Here is a 21,434-nt window from a genome sequence, read left to right on the forward strand (position 1 = left end):
AAATCGAAGAATATTACCCCTTAAAAAATGGAAATGTAGGTCTTATGCATTATATTAAGGCTTGTTATAATCAACTTGTAAGCGATAACAAGAAAGACTAACAATTAATTGGGAGGTCAAGAAATGAAGAAAATGTTAATGACTGTAATTATGTTTGTCCTTGTATCAACGACTGTACTAGCTGGATGTGGTAACAATGGAGGCAATAATAAACCGGCTGGAACGAATAACGGTAATGAAGCAACTCCAACACCAACTCCAACTACAGAAGTAAAGAAAGCGGAGCCATTTACGGTATCCCTTCGTCACATTCAAATTGGTGAAGCTCAGAAGTTCCGTAAAGCAATTTTGGATGATGTAGTAGCTAAGACAGAAGCAGAAGTAGAAGGTTTAACTTTCGAATTAGATGGCGTTGAAGATAGTGTAAACCGTTTCACTAAGTTACCTGCTGAAATGGCAGCTGGTAACCCACCAAAAATCTTTGACTTATTCGGTGGTGCAGGTGATGCATTGAAATATGGTGCTGCTGGTCGTTTACTTGACTTGGCACCAATTCTTACAGAACTAGGCTTAAGCGATAGCTTCTTGAACCTAGATCAATTTACACAAGATGGTAAAGTGTATGGTTTACCTATCGGTGGTAACACAGAAGGTTTCTACTACAATGAAGACCTATTCGCACAACTTGGAATCGCTGAGCCAACGACGTTTGAAGAGCTAGAAAAAGCAGCTCAAACATTAACTGACAATGGTTACACAGCTTTCGCTATGGGTTCTAAAGGTGCATGGGTACCTGCAATGTTAGTTAATACTTTAATCGGTCGTTATGCTGGACCTGAATCTATTTCTGGATTCCCTGCAGGTACTGCGAAATTCAACTCTCCTGAAGTTGTTGCAGCATTTGCAAAGTATGAAGAGTGGTTGAAAAAAGGTTACTTCACTAAAGGTGAGCTAGGTTTTGAATATGCTGATATGTTGAATGAATTCGTAGGTGGAAAAGCTGGTATGATGTTCGATGGTAGCTGGAGATCTTCTGTATTCAGCGACGAGGCACAAGCTGGAGCACTTACTAACAAAGTTGGATTCTTCTCTATGCCTGCAGTACCTGGTGGCGTTGGCGATCAAACATTCGTTAACGGTAACTACAGTAATGGTTATGGTTTCTCATCTGACTTAACTGAGCAAGAGCTAGTTGCTGTTAAAGCATTCATTAAAAACTTGTATAGTGAAGAAATGCAATTAAGAGGTTTGCTAGAAGATGGACTACTTCCTTCAATCAAACTATCTGCTGATTCGACTAGCAAAGTTGAAGATAAAATTGTGAAAAAAGTAATCAGCATTATGGGTGCATCAGGCGGAGCGTTCTCTCACTTCGACTCAACTGTTACATCTGCAGTATATAAAGAAGCAGAAGATCAAGTGCTTAAGTTGATTGCAGGTAAAGAAACTGCACAATCTGTAGGTGACAAGATCCAAGCTGTTCAAGACACACAATAATTAAACAAAATTAAAAGGGGAGTGCCGCCAGTTAAGTAGGCAGCACTCCCCGTATACTTTAACGAGAAGAGAGGTTAGCTACATGAAGCATCCATTACGTAATCCTTTCGTTTATATCGTCATGATTATACCTACGCTAATATTATATAGCTTATTCTTTATATATCCGATGTTAACGTCTTCATATTATGCTTTCACTGATTGGAACGGCCTAGATGTTTATAAATTTATCGGATTTGATAATTTTATAAAAGTATTTTCAGATTCAGATTTTATTGCGGCTATTAAAAATAATATGTACTTCATCCTCTTCTCAGTAGGACTTCAAGTACCGTTAATTATATTTTTTGCTTTATTGATTGCCAACGTAAAAAGATTCCAACGTTTGTACAAGACTACTGTATTTATTCCTTCTATTCTGTCTACTTCAGTTATAGGTATTTTATGGGGATTTGTTCTTCATCCTAATATTGGTCCAGTTAACAGTTTCCTTGGGATTTTTGGGATTGAACCTATTTTTTGGTTAGCGGATGAGAAATGGGCATTACCTGCTATTCTAGTCGTTAACGCTTGGCAATGGGTTGGTTTTTATATCGTCTTAGTATTAGCTGCAATTTTAGCTTTGCCGAAAGAAATGAATGAAGCAGCGGAAATTGATGGAGCAACTGGATTACAACGTGCTTGGTATTTAACAGTACCATTAATTAAACCAATCATTTCTGTCGTTGTAATGCTTTCTATTGCTGGAGCAATGCGTGTCGTTGATATCGTTCTCGTTATGACTAATGGTGGACCTGTAGGTTCGACTGAAGTTATGGCATCTTATCTAGTTAATGAAGCAATGGGCGTAAATCCTAGTTATGGTTTAGGAACAGCCATTTCACTTATTATCTTTGCATTTGCACTTGTATTAACAGCGATATACCAACTAACATTTGGAAAAACAAAGGAGTGAGAATAAAACAATGAAAATACTAAAAAAGGCATCACCTCATGTTCTTCTTCTGATCTATGTTGCTATTATTTTATTTCCGTTTGTTTTTGTTCTATTCTCTTCCTTAAAAGAAAGTAATCTAGAAATTGCTGAGAATCCATTTGGATTTCCAACGTCACTTTATTTTCAAAATTATGTAGATGCTTGGGTAAAAGCGAAAATTAATGTATACTTTTTTAATAGTGCTTATTTAGCAACAACTTCAGCATTGACAGGCGTATTGCTTTCAGCAGCTACTGCTTATGCATTAGTACGTATGAGATATATGAAAGTAAGTAAAATTATTTATCAATTTGTATTAATTGGTATGCTAATCCCTGGTAACGTACTATTTATCGCTCAATATCTTTTAGTCATGAAGATGGGCATTTTGAATACGCATTGGGCATTATTTTTACCGTATACGGCGGGTGCGCTACCAGTTAGTGTATTATTAATAGCAGCATTTATGAGATCGATTCCTAATGAGCTAGAGGAAGCAGCGGTTGTAGATGGCTTAGGTTCGTTCAAGTTGTTTTATAAAATAATTTTACCGCTTACATTACCTGCATTAGTTACTGTATTTATTGTGAATTTCCTTGGTTCATGGAATGAGTATTTATTGGCAAACTTCTTTATTAGTAAAGATGCTCTAAAAACATTGCCAACAGGTATGGTTGGATTCCGTGATTCATTCCAAACGAACTATGCATTAATTTGTACAGGAATTGTATTCAGTGTAACACCTGTTCTAATTCTCTATGCTTTCTTACAAGAGAAAATTATTGAAGGTGTTTCCGCAGGTGCTGTGAAGGGGTAATGAGGGGATTGTGAATTTGCATGTCGCTTCAACGGAAGTTGATTACAGCTTTTGTATGTTTGATTATCGTACCTTTACTTGTCCTTGGCACAATAGCATATCAGATTATATCTAACATGACGGAGAGTAGTTATTCTGATCAGACAGAGTTAACGCTACGTGCCCTCCTTCGCAATGTGGAGCAAGTATTCAATGAGATGAATAAAGTTACCGATAGTACAATTGCTAGTGATGCAATTCAAGAAGCGTTGCTTAATATGCATAATTCAGAAATCGACGAAATTAATTATTTAGAGTTAAATGAAGTACAACGTAATTTCAGGGAGTTGCTCGTCAACCATCCTTCCGTTAGATATGCTTTTATGTACACTCTGCAGCAAGAAAATGTGCATAAATTATTTTCTAAAGATAGTTTTGCTCCACTTCCTTTTGAAACATTTAAAGAACTAGAAATATATAAAAAGGTTATTGCAAAAGATGGACTTCCAGTGTGGATTGGACCATATGAGCATACCGAATTAACAGGGAATGAACAAGTATTCACACTTGCGCGTGTCGTTAAAGATATTGACACATTAGCCAACAAAGGAATATTGCTAGTTCAAATTCATAATTCTGATCTGGAGTCTATATTTCGGTATTTCCGCTACAAAGAGGAATATACCAATTATATGATTGTAAATGATGAAGGCCTTATTCTTTACGATAGTAATCGAGAATTGGAACAACAATCACTAGATGATTTAATGCCTGCTCAGAACTGGGGTTCGGGGTATGATAGTGGACGTGTTTCTTTTCGTGGTGTAGACTCCATCGTCTCAGCTATTCATTTTGGAAAGTCAGAGAAATGGCGACTCGTCGCAGTTACACCTTGGAATGTTATTGGCGGAGAATTTACGTGGATCGGAATTATTGTTGCTTTATCCATTGGGATTTGTATGATATTTGCTTGTCTGTTCATTCTCATCTTTATTCAAAGAATTTCCAAAGCTATTGTTGAAACCGCACATGTGATGCGAGAAGTTGAACGTGGTAATTTAGATGCGCGTGTGGTCGTTCGAGGTAATGATGAGATTGGATTATTGACACGAGGCTTTAATCGATTACTTTATCGAATGGATCAGTTAATTGAAGAGGTTAAAGAGCAGCATGAACGAAAGCGAGCTGCTGAAATGGCAGTGCTACAGGCTCAAATTAAGCCACATTTCCTATTTAATACACTTGAATCAATCAATATTTTAGCGATTCAAAATCAAGGTAGAAAAGTAAGTCAAATGGTATCTAAGCTAGGGAACATATTGCGAATTAGTATACAACAGCAGGAAGAGATTACGATTGAACAAGAACTTGCCCATGTACGCAGTTATTTAGATATTCAAAGTTATCGATTTGAAGATTTATTTGAATATGAAATTATTGTAGAAGAAAGATTGCTTAACTTTATGACGTTGAAGCTTTCCTTGCAGCCATTAGTTGAGAATAGTATTCAACATGGATTCGAAGGTATTGAATATTTAGGATCGATACGAATAGAGATTACCGATAGCGAAGATAATCTTTATTTTAGAATTCAAGATAATGGACATGGAATTCCCGCCGAACAATTGTGTAAGATTCATTATATGTCTAACGATATGAATGCCTTTGTCAACATACCAGAACTAGGAGAGCGTAGAGGCATAGGGGTTAGTAATGTAGCAGATCGCGTTCGTATGCGATTCGGTGAGCCATATGGCCTTATGATTTGTAGTGCACCTGGACATGGCACGATTATTCAAATGACAATTCCAAAATGAAAGGATGGGGGGAGTTATGAGATTAAAGGCTCTGTTAATTGATGATGAGATTAATATTTTGCGCAATCTGCAGATAATTTTACCTTGGGAACAGTACGACGTTGAAATTGTTGGCTTTGCGAAAAATGGCGTGCAAGCGTTAGAGATGGTTCGTGAGCATAACCCCCATCTTATCTTTTGTGATATACGTATGCCAGTTATGGATGGTATTGAATTTTTACAAAGTCTACGTACATTTAATGAAGAGACAGAAGTTATTATGTTAACTGGATATCAAGAGTTTGAATATGCTCGTTCAGTTCTTCGATACGGCGTCATTGATTATATTTTGAAACCGATAGATTATGATGCCTTGCAAGAATTGTTTGTAAAGGTTATAACGAAAATTCGTCAATCTTTGTTACAACATCAACAAGATGATATGGAACAGGATAGAGTTAAAGATATCGCTTATGAAAAAGTGTTATTAGATCTGATCAATGGCTTCTATGATGGATCTCATCTACAAGATTGGAGCAATAGGTTTCGACTTGAGGAGCAGCAATTTGTGTTAATGGTGCTTGAATGTAAACAACATAGTGCGAGTTTTACTCCTATTGATGATTTATGCGATCAAATCTCTATTCATATAAAAGAAACGTATCAATACGATGTCATTTGTTATATGTTTCAAGTTGAAGTGGGATTTTGGGGGCTAATTGTTGCTGGTGATCTGGAAGGGCTAGAGGAGCATCAGACAACGGAGTTAATGAAATATTGTTACGAGAAACTAGATATGTTTGGCGAGAACAATTATGTCATCGGCACATTTGAAAATGTTATTGAGGCTAAGCAAATTCATCAGACTTGGCAAATGATTATTAAAGAAATATCTTTTGCTAATCAGCCGTGCATTATGGTTCGTGAAGCCAAGCCAATGTTAAGTGGAAATGTTCAAGCGGTATGGAAGCCTACAGAAAAATTGGTTTCCGCAATTAAACATTGGGAGCGGGATTTGGCCAACCAATGTTTAGAAGAGATGATTAGACAACTTAAACTATTATCAGAAGAGTCACTTCAGCAAGTTGAGAAGCTAGCTAACTCAATTACCGTCTATATTATTAAGGAATTACGTCGTTATGATGCAATAAGTTTGGAATATGAGAAAGAAATTTGGAGTCAGTTGAAAGAAACTCGAAAAGTCAAAGAGTTAATCGGGCTGATCAATAAGATGGTAGAGGAAGCTTTCGGGCAACATCAATATAAGCGTCCGCAAGTATCTATTCATGTAGCAGCAGAATATATTGAATCTCATCTTTCTTCGGACCTAGCTGCAGAAGAAGTAGCGAAACATTTAAGTATTAGTCTTAGTTACTTTAGCACGTTATTCAAGCAATTTTACGGCGTTACTTTTATCGAATATGTGACCAATGCGCGGGTAGAACGCGCTAAGTCTATGTTAACGATGACCAAGAAAAGTATTGCAGATATTGCAAAGACCGTTGGTTACAACGAACGTAGATACTTTAATAAAGTATTTCAAAAGCGAGTAGGCGTATTACCTTCTGAATATCGTGAACAAAAAACTAATTGAAATGGGGCTAGTTCGAATGATAGTTGATATTTCTAAATTAACGGTGAAACAAAAGATTGGTCAAATCATGATGTTCGGCTTCGATGGGCATACGATACCTTCACATATTGAGATGTTATTCCGTGATTATCATCTTGGTGGAATTATTTATTTCCGTCGTAATGTAGGGAAAAGTGAACAAATTAAACAATTAAGTGATTCACTTCAGCAACTATCAGCACAGAGCAATAATATCCCTCTATCCATTGCGATTGATCAAGAAGGTGGAATGGTTGCGCGTATCGATCAGGATGTTACATTAATGCCTGGTCAGATGACGCTTGGTGCTACCGGAAATGCCCAGTATGCTTATGAAGCAGGACGCATTTCGGGAATGGAATTGGCTCAAATGGGTATAACCGTTAATTTTGCTCCAGTACTTGATGTTAATAATAATGCGAAAAATCCGGTAATTGGCATTCGTTCATTCGGTGAAAAAGCAGAACTAGTAGCTCAATTAGGGAAATCTATGATTGATGGTTATCAGCAAATCGGGATATCTGCATGTGCAAAGCATTTCCCTGGACATGGAGATACAACGGCTGATTCACATTATGAATTACCTTCTGTAGCACATGACTTGGAGCGTATCCATGCTATAGAGCTAGTCCCATTTAAGGCAGCGATTGAAGCAGAGGTTGATATGATTATGACTGCTCATGTACAGTTTCCGGCCATTGAGCCAGATGGTAAACCTGCGACATTATCTTATCGCGTATTAACTGAATTATTACGTGAAGAGCTGGGTTTCCGTGGTTTAGTTGTTACAGATTGCCTAGAAATGAATGCGATTTCTCAAGGGATTGGTGTAGGTAGAGGTGCTGTTGAATCGTTCAAAGCAGGAGCAGATCTAATTCTAGTAAGTCATAGACTAGAACGTCAACTTGCTGCGTTTCAAGCGATTGAGTTAGCAATTGAAACAGGCGAGATCAGCGAAGCAAGATTGGATGAGTCAGTTGCACGAATACTGAAAGTGAAATATGCACAGCAGCAAAGAATGATTCAAGCGCAAAATCAATGGCACCCTATTGGTGATCCAAATTCGCAAATCATTTGTGATGAAATGATGCAAAGTGCAGCGACTTTAGTACAAGATCAACACAAAAATATCCCATTAGCACCTGAACCTACGTTAGTTATTTGGCCTGAAGTAAGAGAATCTACTCAAGTCGATGAAGTTATTGAACAGGAGATGACATTAGGTTCACAGTTACAACAACAAGGGATTATAGTAGATGAAGTTGTCATTGGAAATATACCTTCGAAAGAAGAGATCGACAATATAATAACTAAGTTATCGTCACAACCGATTCAGCAAGTCGTGATGGGAATGTACAATGCGACGTTTTCTGAGGGGCAGCATAAATTAATTCAACTACTCAAAGCACTTAACCTAGAACATTTGGTATTTATTTCATTGCGTAATCCATATGATATTGAATTATTGTCTAGTGAAGATACGTATATATGTGCCTATGAAAATCGACCTGCAATGATAAGAGCACTTAGTCAAGTATTGGTTGGTAGTAAACCGTTCAAAGGTAAACTACCTGTTCAATTGGACTTTGATAACGGTGTGAAACAGGAAGCTTAATCGTTCTATTGCGTTCCATCTTATCAGCTTATGAAAGTCAATTTTTACAGTTTGTAATTAAAGTTTCTTATATAAGAATAAGACCACTTTGTAACATTTCGATGTTGTTCAATACATCTCGATATGACCATAGTGGTCTTTATAATGTGGAAAATTATGATATTTTTATGTTATTATTGACATAAATTCTCTAGCTAAAGGAGTATGTAACATATGCTAGGTCATAATACATATGTAATCGGAGTTGATATTGGTAAAACTACGACTCTTGTAGCACTAGTTAATGGAAATGGAGAAATATTGCATCAAATTGAGTTTCCGACGTTGCCTGAGCATGGATGGGAGAATACGCTCTCGACAATTGTGGAAGCGGTTACTTCCTTGGAATGTCATATTCCAGAACGTGGTATATGGATTGGCATTGGTATTTCATCCGCTGGAGTTATCAACTGCGAACGTATAAGTATTGTTTATGCCTCTAATCTAGGTTGGCATAATGCGGAAGTAGGAACTATTCTTAAAGAGAGATTTAATGTACCTGTCAGAATAGGAAATGATGCTAATGTGGCTGCGGTAGCAGAATATGTCTGGGGTGCTAAGAAAGAAATGAAAGATCTTATTTATATTACGGTGAGCACTGGTATTGGAGCTGGTATTATTAATGGTGGTCAACTCTTGAAGGGCGAGTCATATAGTGCTGGAGAATTTGGACATATAACGATAGACGTAATGGGTCAACAGTGCCGATGTGGAAACTATGGTTGTCTTGAAAATTATTGTTCAGGTACAGCTATCGCTAATATCGCGAACAGACGATTAGGTAAACTTAAAGGTCGTTCTTGGACTACGAAAGATGTATTTGATGCTGCGCGTAATGGAAATGGAATAGCACTTGATATCGTAAAAGTAGCTGGAATATATCTTGGCAATTCGATAGTTTCATTAATTCATTTATTTAATCCTACTAAGGTTATATTAGGTGGCGGAATAATAAATAATGATAATTTACTATTCGAGGAAGCTTATAAGACGATCAATAATCGATGCTTACCGACGATGCGCAATCAAGTTACAGTACAAAAAACATCGTTTGGTAGAGAGATCGGAGTACTTGGTGCAGCAGGTATTTTCTTTATGGACGCAGCAAATTCTCAATGATTAGGATGTATTTATTAGTTACGATGTTTAAGGATTATTCTATTCTTTAAAATACACCACCAATGGTTAGAATTAACTAACATTGGTGGTGTATTTATTAGTTATTTATTTCAGCATAATCTTTTAATTGTTGTTCATAATCATAGATCACCATCTCAAAATCAGGTGCCCAATCTTTAAGCGCTTTATCAAGGATACGTTGCTGCACATCGTTGGATGGCTTAATCTTGATCATTTTGTTATATGCTTCAAGTTGATAAGTATACTCATATTCAACCATGTCTAATTCATACTGCCAATTGTCAAATGCATTTTTCATAATGATATTTTTAACTTCAGAGTCGATGACAACAGTTAATAAGTTTTGATAACTTTCAGTTTGTTCATCGATGATGTACTTTTGCATAGAATAGTCGTCTTCCCATTCTTGAATTGCGTAGTCTTTTATTTTGTTTGCTACTACTATTGGATCTAGTTCAGAAATAATATTAATATATTCGTTGTTAGTTTTGTCTTTAATAGGTTTGGGTTTAATTGATGGTTTTGGTTTGTCAATGTTACTTTCAAATTCTGTAGTTGTATCTTGTGTCTCAATCTCTGGTGTTGGCTTCGCTGTTTCTATAGGAATATCAGCTCTAGAGGATTCATCTCGATCAACCTTTTTGGGAGTTCTAGTAGGCGTAACGATTTCATCGATGGTATTATTCTTGGATGGTAATGGAGAAGGTAATAAGCTACTACATGCGATAAGTAAAGTAAGTGCTAATAACATAATACTAGTGAATAATGTCTTTTTCATATTCGCCTCCAAATTCATATAATTAAACTATTATATATTAAAATTAACAATAATTGTATACCTACAATAATAATACAATTTATGGTGCGCTCACGTAAAATCCACTTCTTACAAAAAGAGGTGTATTTTTTTGTTGTGCCTATTTACAAACTGGAAATACTAGTGTACTATTTAACTCATACAGCGGTACACGAAAGGTGGTATATTGTGAGTCAGACTCCAAACAACAAAGACAATATTATATTATCGTTAGATCAATTGACTAAGAAAATTGGTCAACAAACATTGGTAGATCAGTTGAGTTTTCAAGTTCGTAAAGGTGAAATTGTAGGGTTACTTGGTCCGAATGGTGCAGGTAAAACGACGACGATTCGAATGATCGTTGGATTGATCAAAATGACAAGTGGAGATGTATTCATTCAAGGTAAAAGTATTCGCAGTCAATTTACAGAAGCGATTAGACATGTTGGAGCAATCGTTGAGAATCCAGAATTCTATTCGTTCATGACAGGACTAGATAACTTGAAGCAATACCAAAGAATGTCTGAAGGTGTTACCGAAGAAAGATTGCAACAGGTCGTTAAGTTAGTTGGTCTATCGGATGCGATGAACAAGAAAGTAAAAGCATATTCATTAGGGATGCGACAACGTCTCGGTATTGCACAAGCGTTATTGCATAATCCAAGTATTCTTATCCTTGATGAACCAACGAATGGCCTTGACCCAGCAGGTATTCGTGAAATGCGTGATTATTTGAAGAAAATTGCAACTGTCGAAGGCATCGCAATTCTCGTATCCAGTCATCTGCTTTCTGAGATGGAGCTTATGTGTAGTCGTGTTGTAGTAATTCAACAAGGAAAATTTGTAACTGAGCAATTACTAGGTGATAGTGCGAGTAATATTGCAACTAATGAGGGTGTTAAGCTAATGTTTATTGTTGATAACGCACAATTAGCTGCTTCAACGATTCAGACTTTACCATCGGTTAATGTTTTAACTGTTAATGTCGAAGCAAAACGTGTAATTTTACAAACGAAGAATGAGGATGTGCCAAGTATCGTAAGTGCTCTGAGTAAGCAAGGTGTGGGGATATATCGGATCGTTGAAGAAAAACAAACACTTGAAGATGAGTTCTTGAAATGGACTGGAGGTGGCCAAATTGTCTAATTTCATGAAATTGGTACAAAATGAAGCGCAGAAGCTGTATAAGAAAAAAAGCTTTTTCATCGCTTATGCGATTATGGCAATTATGGCAATCGCAGCAGCAATTATCATTAATCAGACCGTATTGCGTGAAAATATGGGTGCAACCGATTATGTGAATCTCATATTAGGTCTAGATGGATTTGGCTCAATTTTTGTATTGATTGCTATTATTTTTACGGCAAGTATTGTAACGATAGAGCATCAACTTGGTACGATTAAGTTTCTATTAATACGTGCACATTCACGCTCTACCATTCTTGCTTCAAAATATGTCACATTAATTTTGTATATTATTGCACTGATGCTGTTTACTGCAATCATTGCATTAGTGATGGGGGTATTGCTACTTGATACGTCCAATCTTTCTATGACGCTTGTTTTGAAAAATATCGGAAATACATTACTATACACCACTGTATATGCAACGCTGATGTTTATGTTTGGGGTGTTAACAAGATCGATGGGTGCTACGATTGGTATTGGTCTAGTACTCAACTTCACAGAAGGAATTTTCGTTATGTTGTTATCACGATATGAATGGGCAAAGTATACGTTATTTCTAAATACTAATTTATCAGCTTATAGTAATGGCGGAGCACCTATGGAAGGTATGACAATAGGTTTTTCAAGTATTATGATTGTATTGTATATGGCTCTGTTCCTAGCCATTTCATTCACTGTATTCAACAAACGTGATATTTAATCAATGACGGCTTTCCATAAGCAGAGAAGGGAGTGCGACGTATATGGCAATCGAATTTGATAATAATTTACCCATTTACATCCAGATCATGAATTATATTAAGAAGCAAATAATTACTGGACATCTAAAACCAGGCGATAAAATTTTGTCTGTTCGTGAATTGGCTACGGAGTTGCAAATTAACCCAAATACGATCCAAAGGACATTTCAAGAACTTGAACGAGAAATGATTGTTGAGACGAAGCGTGGATTAGGTAGATATGTGACAAGTGAGGAGACGAAAATTATGGAGATCAAAAAAGATATGGCACGAGATCTTTTAGATCATTTCATTCAAGGCATGCAAGAGTTAGGGTTTGATAATGTAGATATTGTTAAGATTGTAACCCATGCAGTGGATGAGTCCAAAGAAGAACAGGAGTGAGATACTAATGGAACCTTTATTAGAGTTTCGTGATGTCGTGAAGAAATATGGAGCGAAGTCGGCAGTAGATCATGTTTCTTTTCAAATACAACCTGGGAAAATTGTTGGACTTCTCGGTAGTAATGGTAGTGGAAAAAGCACGATAATGAAGATTGCTGCAGGAATTACTCATCCTACTTCAGGTCAAGTCCTCATTGATGGCACAGGTGTTGGTATTAAGACGAAGGCGATCACTTCTTTCATGCCTGACAGTACGCTTACAGATGAATGGATGAGGGTAAAAGATGCGATTGCTTTCTACCAAGATAACTATGCTGATTTTGATTCTTCAAAAGCTAAAGATATGTTAGATTTTATGAAATTGAACAATCAAGATCGAGTAAATACATTATCCAAAGGGATGAAAGAACGTTTGCAATTGACATTAACTTTATCCCGTAATGCAAAGTTGTATATGCTCGATGAACCAATTGGTGGGGTTGATCCTGTCGCAAGAGGAAAAATATTAGATGCAATCGTGGAATATTATAATGAAGAGAGCAGTATTATTGTTTCTACGCACTTACTCCAAGATATTGAACGGATATTTGATGAAGTGATTCTTGTGAAGAACGGTAAGCTTCTATTGCAAGATGAAGTTGAGAACATTCGCATCAATAAGAAGAAAAGTATTGATGAACTGTTCAAGGAGGTGTACGCTGAATGTTAAAACTGTTTAAGTATAATTGGTTACGAAACAGTACGATTTTCTATGCGACGATCACCGTACTTCTTCTATTGCAAGTAGCATTAATTATTGCCGATAGCTACTGGGAAAATATTGATGGATTAATACTAGGCTTAAGTGTTTTTGTCTTTTCTATTGGGGCCTTAATTCTGTTCACGCAAATTTGTAGTACGTACAATAACAATTTAAAATCATATAATCGAAGATTGTTGCCTGTCGCACCAATTAAAGAAATAGGAGCATTAGTGTTATTACAGATCATCTATGTTCTGATCATGACAGCTCTAATTGTTATAGTGAACTTGATTCTACTTCCGAAGATATCATTTGTCGATATGGAACTTATTCATACTTTCTTTGACAGACCTTCCCTTGTTATATTCACGTTTGTCTCTGGACTATGGTTTGCAGTAAGTATGCTAATATTTATTATGCTTTCTATCGCTATCGCTGCCTGCTTTAAGGTAAAAAATCGTGTCTGGATCGGAATAGCTTCGGCTATAATCATTACTATTGTCATTGCTTATATTTCTGAGTTGCTCTTTGGTGCTGGTGTTAGTGCGGGAATTGAAATGACTACTGGAGAAGAAGGATTTCGTTTGCTAGTACCTAGTAATAAATTAATGGGTTTATCCGGAGAAATAGCTTTTGATGTCATAACGGTATTGTTAGCATTATTCGCTATGACCTATCTAATGAACAAGAAAATAGAACTATAAACTCTAATCCTTCCATTAAAATGAAATGCCCCCCATAGAATATTATTGGAATTATCCAATGAAATTCTATGGGGGGCATTAATAATAATTATAATTGTGAGTAATAAGAAGTATCTCACTTTAATTCATCGGGAAACAGTAACTCTGTTTCTGCACTATTCATTAATTCGGATACGGTAACGAGCTCGAATCCACGTTCGATTAAAGCAGGCAAAATAATTTTAAGTGCATTAACCGTTTGCTTCGTTCCAGGATTGAAATCATGCATTAAGACAATATCGCCATTCCTCGCATTTGTAAGTACTTTATTAATAATTTTTTGTGTTCCTGGATGTCTCCAATCATTTGTATCTTGATGCCAAGACCAGAGAATGGTTTTGTAGCCAAGTTGTTTTACTAATTGCACGCTGTTTTCGGTATAGACCCCTCCAGGAGGACGGAATAGTGTAGGGTACTGACCGGTAATATTCATAATTTCATTTCCTGTTTGTTCGATTTCTTCTTGTATAGCGTCTAAGCTAACTTGTCGATTCATGTGGAGATGTTTATATGTATGATTACCAATTTCATGCCCCTCATTGTATTCTCGTCTTAATAGCTCAGGGTTATTTTTCACTTTGTTACCAACGACAAAAAAAGTTGCCTTTGCCCCATATTGTTCTAATAGATCTAATATCTCAGAAGTCGAATTCTGATCAGGACCATCATCAAAGGTAAGAGCAATTTTCTTCTGGTCTGTTTTTACTTCCCAAATAATATAACCTGTTTTCTCATAGTAGGCTCGATCTTTTCGATCGATTGTTTCAAACGCTGTTAATACATTTGAACATAGAAAAGCTAGTAGTAATAATGACCACTTTTTCATGATGTACCACCTTTCATTCATAATATCTTTTACGAAAAACATTCATTTTATGTAAATAGGGAAAGGAAATAAAGATATAAATTGGAGAAGTGACACATAAAGTGTGAATTGCTAAAACAATTAAAGCCTCCAAGGTATGCTATCGCATACCTTGGAGGCTTTAATATATGTTTCTTATAAAAGTTTTCTGGTTAGTTTTTTAATGTTGGTAAAGGCAGGAACAGAAGATTTAGTGGCATATTACTGCCTGGTGACACTAAGAACATTAAATTTACCGTTTCTTGAGTATTACCAGTGCGGTGTAAGAAACCAGCTTCTGTAGGTCCTTGAATAATACTATTGCTTAGTAGCTCTACCACTTTATCGTTAACGATAAAGGATCCACCATAATGTCCACCACGAGGGTTTAATACAATGGCAGTGTTTGGAGCAACTTCAAGCTGAAGTTTGTATAATACGCCACCATTACCCCAGTTCGTTACAGCTTCGCCTGTAATAGCGTCAATTCCTTGTAGCAACTGATCATATGCTTTCTCACCTTTGTCACCCAAGATCAATTTATCAGCAACACCATCAGCACCTAATACTTTATCTGTTGTAATCATACGGTTACCATGTGCAAAAGTACCACGAACATGCTTTGTATCATGTTCACTTTGTTGCAATGTAGGAAGTGTAGCGATTGGATCAGCATCTTTTTCAGTAACTATTAAATTGAATTTAAGTGGAAGTTCTTCAGCAACTGTATATTCAGCGAAAATAGTTCTTGTTTGATTCGTTTTCAACGCTTTTGATCCATCATCAAAAAGATCGTAAGATTCGCCTGGTTGAAGAGCAATTCGTTGTACAGGTTCATTGTCTAATAATTGTTGAAGATAGCGTTTAACTGCTGTTTTACCACTTGTCGTAACATAAGTTGCAGGTCCAGCTGCTGCGTAATTATTAATATCGATATAGGCAGTTTCGGAATTTTCATTCGTTACGATTAGGTGTAATTCAAGTTCTTGTTGTGCGCCACTTTGCTTGTGTACATTAAATCTCACTTTCCCACTAAGAGTATCCGTATAATCGATAGCTGGCCCCAAAAGTTTCTCAGGACTATTTGTACGCGTAATTGTAATATCTTCAGGTGTTATCGTATAAGGATTCGCAGGTATTTGTAAAGCTAGACTAGAATCGATAGGGAACTTGTTACCGATACTTGTGAAATTTAGATAGAATTGATCTTTTGTATACAATACTTCATCTAAAACTGTAATTTCTTTGCTAGTCGTGGAAGTAAGACCTCCGCCGTCTAGAACAGTTAACGTTACTGTATATTTACCTGGAGTAAAGAAAGCAGGCTCGTTGCCAGTCCAAGTGTTACGAGTAATTCCTGCATCGTCAGTACTTAGATTCGTATATACAACAGGTTCACCTAATTTATACGTATCTTTATCGGTTGTGAAAGCTGCAATAGGTGCTTCATTTGCTTTTAATACGTTAATTGTTACAGTGTACGGATCACTCCAAACGCCGCGTTCATCTTTAACTTTATGTGAGACATTGTATTGACCAGGCTCGTTATAGATCGATTGTTTACCAATCCATTCCTCGGCTACAATTTTAAAACCTAATTTGCTCGAAGATCGATCAGTTGTTGTAATTGTCGTTTCGCCAGCGATAATTTTCTTTTCATTAACTACAAAAGTAGCTGATGGTGCAGAATTCCAGTCCAGTGTAACTTGTTTTCCTTTTACTGATATTTTACTACCAGTCATATCAGCCCAAGTTCTAATAGGGACCATTAAGTTACCACTCTTTGTGTATGTAGCTCCAGTAGCTCTAATATTTTTACCGTTAAAATTAACAATAGCAGAATCTTGTTTGAATGAAATCTTGTTGTTTTTGAGAGAAGCAACAGAAGATTTTGTTGTTGAATCGTAACTTACACTGAAACCGTATAACTTGGCAATTGTTTTGAACTGAATATAAGATACACCTTTAACGACAGATATAGGAACGTCAGTCGTGCTCTTCGCACCATTAAAGGTAATTACTTTACTATCCATCGTGAAAACAATTTTGTCTTTTCCAGTAACTGTAAAATTACTACTAGCATTAACTACCTGTGGGTTTAACCAACTTGTAGCGCCTGTTAACATTAGTGATATCATGCCGAGTAGTGCTAATCGTGTTGTCATTGCTTTGAGGAATTTTCTCATATAGTTTCTCCTTTGTGTTGGGCTAGCAGAATATATCTATCTACCAAATTTTTCATCCATAAAGTATAACGCCATTAACTAACAAATAGTTGCGGTTTGAGTTCATAAATTTTAGAAGTAAAGTATAATATTCGTGAAACATCAATTGAGATAGGTAAATAACACAAATAGAGCCTGAATAGTTAGCTAATGCTAACCATTCAGGCTTTAATAATCTGTCCACTAAACATAGAAGATTAACTGCTTGTTAGTTGAGGTATAGGAATGAATAAAAGATTAAGTGGCATATTACTACCAGGTGGCGCTAGAAACATTAAAAACACTGATTCTTGCTTACTACCAGTACGGTACAGAATACTTGCTTCTGTTGGGCCTTCTAAATAACTATTCCTCGGCATTATATCTACTATTTCATCGTTAACGAGAAAGGCTCCACCATATTGACCACCTCGAGGATTCAATACAATAGCAGTATTTGGAGCAACTTGAAGCTGGAGTTTATATAATACCCCACCATTATCCGAATTAGTTACCGCGTTATCCGTTACAGCGTCAATTCCTTGTAGCAACTGATCAAAAGCTTTGTCACCTTTGTCGCCAAAAATTAGTTTGTCAGAACCTTTTGCACCTAACACTTTATTTGTTGTAATGTTGCGGTTACCATTTTCAAATGTCCCACGAACCTGTTTCGGATCATTAGCACTTTGTTGTAATATTTTAATTGCAGCGAGTTCATCTGTGCGTTGTTCAGTAACCATCAATGTGAATTTCAATGGAAGATCTTCAGGTATCGTATATTCAGCATAAAAGGACATCGTTTGATTTGTATGCATTGCACTATTTCCGGCACCAACAAGTTCGTAAGTTTTTCCAGGTAAAAGTGCTATTTGAGTTGGAGTTAAATTATTCGCTATACTTTGTAGGTAGGATTTAGTAGCTTGTTTACCACCTATTGATACATAAGATGAGGGACCGGCTCCAGCGTAATAATTTTGATCCATATAAACAGTTTCTTTATTTTCATTCGTTACCATGAGATGCAACTCTAGATCTTGCTTTGCACCATTTTGCTTGTGAACATTAAACCTAACTCTCCCACTGAGTGTATCTGAATAATCAATTGCTGGTCCCATAACAAGCCCTGGACTATTCGTGCGTACAATCGTAACATCTTCTGGCGTTATCGTATAAGAAGTAGGAGCAATACGTAAAGCAAGAGCCGAATCGATAGGGAACTTGTTACCGATATCCGTGAAATTTAGATAGAATTGATCTTTTGTATACAATACTTCATCCAATACAGTAATTTCTTTACTAGCTGTGGAAGTAACGCCGTCTTCATCTACAACGGTTAAAGTAACTGTTTTTTCACCAGGAGTAAAGAAAGCGGGCTCGTTACCGGTCCAATTGTTAACTTTAATGGGCGTATCGTCTTTACTTTTATTCGTATATATGACAGGTTCCCCTAGTTTATAAGTGTTTTTATCTGTCGTGAAAGCAGCGATAGGAGCTTCATTAGGTTTAACTACATATATTTGCACAGAATATGGAAGACTCCAAACTCCACGCTCATCTTTTACCCTGCGAGTAAGTGTGTGAAATCCTAGTTCATTATATACCGTTTGTTTGCCAATCCATTCTTCAGCGACAATATCAAAACCATAAAGGCTTGATGATAGATCAGAGATTGTGACTACTGTTTGCCCTGCAACGATTTTTTGTTCATTAACTCTGAAATAAGCTTGTGGTGCTGTATCCCACGTAAGTGTTATAGTATTTCCACTCACTGATACTTTACTATATGTCATCTCTGCCCAGGTTTTAATAGGTACCATTAAGCTCCCGTCTTTCATGTAGGGCGCTTCAGGATAATATGTGCGATTGTTTACTGTAGCCTCAGTGGATCCTTGCTTGAATATAATCTTATTACTTTTATTAGAAGCAACAGAAGATTTCGACTTCGAATCATAACTTACTTTGAAACCGTATAATGTGGCAATAGTTTTGAACGGAATGTAAGAGGTACCCTTAACAACGGTAATAGGTTCTTTGGTTGTTGTCTTCTCACCATTAAAGAATATATCTTTATTACCTACAGTAAGTACAATTTTGTTTTTTCCTGTTATTACATTATTGGTATCAGCGATAGCTAGCTGAGGATTCAACCAACTTGTTGAGCTAGTAAACATTAAGAATATGATTCCGAATAATACTAATCGCCTTGCGCTAGCTTTGAGGGATTTCTTCATACTGTCACTCCTTTTTCATACAGTTAGGAATTATATAAATTTACCAATTAACCTTTATCCTTACAGTAAGACGATTCAATCTACACAATAGTTGCGGCGTTATGACTTCAATACAAAAAATATAATATTGGTCTGAATATTGCTGACGTTGAAGGCGGATTCTTGTAGACTAAACAATAACGACTTTCTGTAGAGTGGATTGCACTCAAATAAATATTGATCTATACTGTGTTATTAGTGATGATGTGAAGGGAAAGAGGTACTAGATGATTAGACGATTTTTCAGTTACTATAAGCCTTATACCCGTCTATTTCTAATCGATTTTGGATGTGCAGTTATAGCAGGTTTACTAGAGTTAGCTTTTCCGCTAGCGATTAATGTATTTATTGATGAATTATTGCCCAATGAAGACTGGAATCTCATAGTCTGGGTTTCTATTGCGTTATTATTGCTTTATGCACTTAATACGTTTTTAAATTATATTGTGAATTATTGGGGACACATGCTTGGCATTAGCATTGAAACGGATATGAGGCGAAAGTTATTTGCTCATATTCAGAAATTATCATTCCGCTTTTTTGATAATACGAAGACAGGTCATCTGATTGGAAGATTGACCAACGATATGAACATGATTGGTGAAGTCGCCCATCATGGACCTGAGGATTTATTTATTGCTGTGATGACACTAGTAGGTGCATTTATTTTTATGCTATTTCTTAACTGGAAACTAGCGTTGCTTACCTTTATTATTGTGCCATTTATTATTGTTGTTGTGATCTATTTCAATAAGAAAATGACAAAAGCAATTCAGCAACTCTATAACGATATTGGTGACTTTAATGCGCGCATTGAAGAAAATGTAGGTGGTATACGAGTAGTTAAAGCTTTCTCCAATGAGAAGTTTGAAGAAGAACAATTTGAAGTAAATAATAAGCGTTTCCGGTTGACAAAATTATCGTCGTACAAGCTTATTGCCAAAAATGGTTCTATTAGTTATATGATGATGAGATTAGTTACATTATTCGTTTTGGTGTTTGGAACTTGGTTTGTTTTAAGGGGAGAAATGTCCAATGGTGATTTTGTTGGATTTATTTTATTGACAAATGTATTCTTCAAACCTATTGAAAAAATTAATGCTATTATCGAGAGTTATCCGCAAGGAATAGCTGGATTCAAGCGGTATATCGAACTACTAGATACGAATCCCGATGTAGCAGATGCACCTGATGCCATAACACTCTACAAGATGAACGAGAAAATAGAATTCAATGATGTGTCATTTGGTTACGATGGGAAGCAAACGATACTTAACCATATAGATCTAACGATCACTAAAGGAGAGACGATCGCTTTTGTTGGACCATCTGGCGCAGGGAAAACAACAATCTGTAGCTTACTTCCGAGATTCTACGATGTAGATAATGGTTCAATTTGTATCGATGGAATAGATATTCGTCAGTTTACACAAGATTCATTACGCAAACAAATCGGAATTGTACAACAAGACGTATTTCTATTTTCAGGTACGATTAGGGAAAATATTAAGTATGGTCAATTAGATGCTGATGATGATGCAGTGTGGGAAGCGGCGCGTCGTGCTAAGTTAGAACAATTGATCGAAGGACAAGAGCATGGATTAGATACTATTATTGGTGAACGTGGAGTGAAACTTTCAGGTGGTCAGAAGCAAAGATTAGCGATTGCACGTATGTTCCTCAAAAATCCACCAATATTAATATTAGATGAAGCAACGTCGGCGCTAGATACGGAAACCGAATTAGCAATTCAAGAATCGTTAGCGGAGTTATCGAAAGGTAGAACGACGCTTATTATTGCTCATAGATTAGCTACCATTAAGGATGCAGACCGTATTGTTGTTGTAACGGAAGAAGGAATAACTGAACAAGGTAGTCATGAGGCACTTGTTGCTCAAGATGGAGTATATCGTCGCTTGCATCTCGCTCAATTCGGTGGATAATATCAAACTAATAAAAGGCTGTTACTTAGTAGTTATTTGCTACTAGATAACAGCCTTTTATATTAATAAATATGATTCAAAAAGTGCTAATTTCTTTTTAATTGGA

Annotated in this window: 17 protein-coding genes; 13 read left to right on the forward strand and 4 right to left on the reverse strand. The window is 36.4% G+C overall.

Going from position 1 to position 21,434, the window contains the following annotated elements; all coding sequences use genetic code 11:
• Window positions 1-123: 123 nt before the first annotated feature.
• The 7 genes from NAG76_11215 to NAG76_11245 all read left to right on the forward strand — a co-directional run bounded on the left by NAG76_11215 (window position 124) and on the right by NAG76_11245 (window position 9,450).
• Window positions 124-1,497 carry an extracellular solute-binding protein gene (locus NAG76_11215; GenBank protein ID URN92470.1) on the forward strand — a complete coding sequence of 458 codons (1,374 nt, stop codon included), beginning with the start codon at window positions 124-126 and terminating at the stop codon, window positions 1,495-1,497.
• An 82-nt stretch (window positions 1,498-1,579) separates the two neighbouring features.
• Window positions 1,580-2,452, forward strand: coding sequence for a sugar ABC transporter permease (locus NAG76_11220; GenBank protein ID URN92471.1), 873 nt, complete (start codon window positions 1,580-1,582; stop codon window positions 2,450-2,452).
• A 10-nt stretch (window positions 2,453-2,462) separates the two neighbouring features.
• Window positions 2,463-3,290, forward strand: coding sequence for a carbohydrate ABC transporter permease (locus NAG76_11225; protein ID URN92472.1), 828 nt, complete (start codon window positions 2,463-2,465; stop codon window positions 3,288-3,290).
• A 20-nt stretch (window positions 3,291-3,310) separates the two neighbouring features.
• The gene (locus NAG76_11230) at window positions 3,311-5,086 is read left to right on the forward strand and encodes a sensor histidine kinase (GenBank protein URN92473.1); all 1,776 of its coding nucleotides are present in this window, start codon (window positions 3,311-3,313) and stop codon (window positions 5,084-5,086) included.
• Window positions 5,087-5,102: 16 nt separating this feature from the next.
• Window positions 5,103-6,659, forward strand: coding sequence for a response regulator (locus tag NAG76_11235; GenBank protein URN92474.1), 1,557 nt, complete (start codon window positions 5,103-5,105; stop codon window positions 6,657-6,659).
• A 16-nt stretch (window positions 6,660-6,675) separates the two neighbouring features.
• Entirely contained in the window at window positions 6,676-8,292 is a 1,617-nt protein-coding gene (nagZ, locus tag NAG76_11240) for a beta-N-acetylhexosaminidase (GenBank protein URN92475.1), read from the forward strand.
• A gap of 213 nt (window positions 8,293-8,505) precedes the next feature.
• Window positions 8,506-9,450, forward strand: a complete 945-nt coding sequence (locus NAG76_11245; protein URN92476.1) for an ROK family protein — start codon at window positions 8,506-8,508, stop codon at window positions 9,448-9,450.
• Between the two features lie 97 nt (window positions 9,451-9,547).
• On the opposite strand, the gene NAG76_11250 is transcribed toward NAG76_11245, so the two are convergent.
• Window positions 9,548-10,249, reverse strand: coding sequence for a hypothetical protein (locus tag NAG76_11250; GenBank protein URN92477.1), 702 nt, complete (start codon window positions 10,247-10,249; stop codon window positions 9,548-9,550).
• 207 nt (window positions 10,250-10,456) lie between these two features.
• Here NAG76_11250 and NAG76_11255 point away from each other — a divergent pair, with 207 nt between their 5' ends.
• Genes NAG76_11255 through NAG76_11275 form a run of 5 tightly spaced genes read left to right on the forward strand, consistent with a single transcriptional unit; the run spans window position 10,457 to window position 14,028 of the window.
• Window positions 10,457-11,416 carry an ABC transporter ATP-binding protein gene (locus NAG76_11255; GenBank protein URN92478.1) on the forward strand — a complete coding sequence of 320 codons (960 nt, stop codon included), beginning with the start codon at window positions 10,457-10,459 and terminating at the stop codon, window positions 11,414-11,416.
• The gene (locus NAG76_11260; protein ID URN92479.1) at window positions 11,409-12,158 is read left to right on the forward strand and encodes an ABC transporter permease; all 750 of its coding nucleotides are present in this window, start codon (window positions 11,409-11,411) and stop codon (window positions 12,156-12,158) included. Before NAG76_11255 ends, NAG76_11260 begins: the two co-directional genes overlap by 8 nt.
• Window positions 12,159-12,201: 43 nt before the next feature.
• Complete coding sequence (locus tag NAG76_11265) at window positions 12,202-12,582, forward strand: GntR family transcriptional regulator (GenBank protein ID URN92480.1); 381 nt, start codon at window positions 12,202-12,204, stop codon at window positions 12,580-12,582.
• A gap of 7 nt (window positions 12,583-12,589) precedes the next feature.
• Window positions 12,590-13,291, forward strand: coding sequence for an ABC transporter ATP-binding protein (locus NAG76_11270; GenBank protein URN92481.1), 702 nt, complete (start codon window positions 12,590-12,592; stop codon window positions 13,289-13,291).
• On the forward strand, window positions 13,285-14,028 hold the full coding sequence (locus NAG76_11275) for a hypothetical protein (GenBank protein URN92482.1): 744 nt from the start codon (window positions 13,285-13,287) through the stop codon (window positions 14,026-14,028). The genes NAG76_11270 and NAG76_11275 overlap by 7 nt, the downstream gene beginning before the upstream one ends.
• 115 nt (window positions 14,029-14,143) lie before the next feature.
• Here NAG76_11275 and NAG76_11280 read toward each other — a convergent pair whose 3' ends face one another.
• The 3 genes from NAG76_11280 to NAG76_11290 all read right to left on the reverse strand — a co-directional run bounded on the left by NAG76_11280 (window position 14,144) and on the right by NAG76_11290 (window position 19,346).
• A complete protein-coding gene (locus tag NAG76_11280) occupies window positions 14,144-14,893 on the reverse strand; it encodes a polysaccharide deacetylase family protein (GenBank protein URN92483.1) in 750 nt (249 codons plus the stop codon).
• Between the two features lie 191 nt (window positions 14,894-15,084).
• Entirely contained in the window at window positions 15,085-17,097 is a 2,013-nt protein-coding gene (locus tag NAG76_11285) for a stalk domain-containing protein (GenBank protein ID URN92484.1), read from the reverse strand.
• Window positions 17,098-17,333: 236 nt separating this feature from the next.
• Window positions 17,334-19,346, reverse strand: a complete 2,013-nt coding sequence (locus NAG76_11290) for a stalk domain-containing protein (GenBank protein URN92485.1) — start codon at window positions 19,344-19,346, stop codon at window positions 17,334-17,336.
• 266 nt (window positions 19,347-19,612) lie between these two features.
• On the opposite strand from NAG76_11290, the gene NAG76_11295 reads away from it, so the two are divergent.
• Complete coding sequence (locus tag NAG76_11295; protein ID URN92486.1) at window positions 19,613-21,328, forward strand: ABC transporter ATP-binding protein/permease; 1,716 nt, start codon at window positions 19,613-19,615, stop codon at window positions 21,326-21,328.
• The last annotated feature ends 106 nt before the right edge of the window (window positions 21,329-21,434 follow it).

Origin of the sequence: Candidatus Pristimantibacillus lignocellulolyticus, assembly GCA_023639215.1 — a bacterium.
GTDB lineage: Bacteria > Bacillota > Bacilli > Paenibacillales > Paenibacillaceae > Pristimantibacillus > Pristimantibacillus lignocellulolyticus.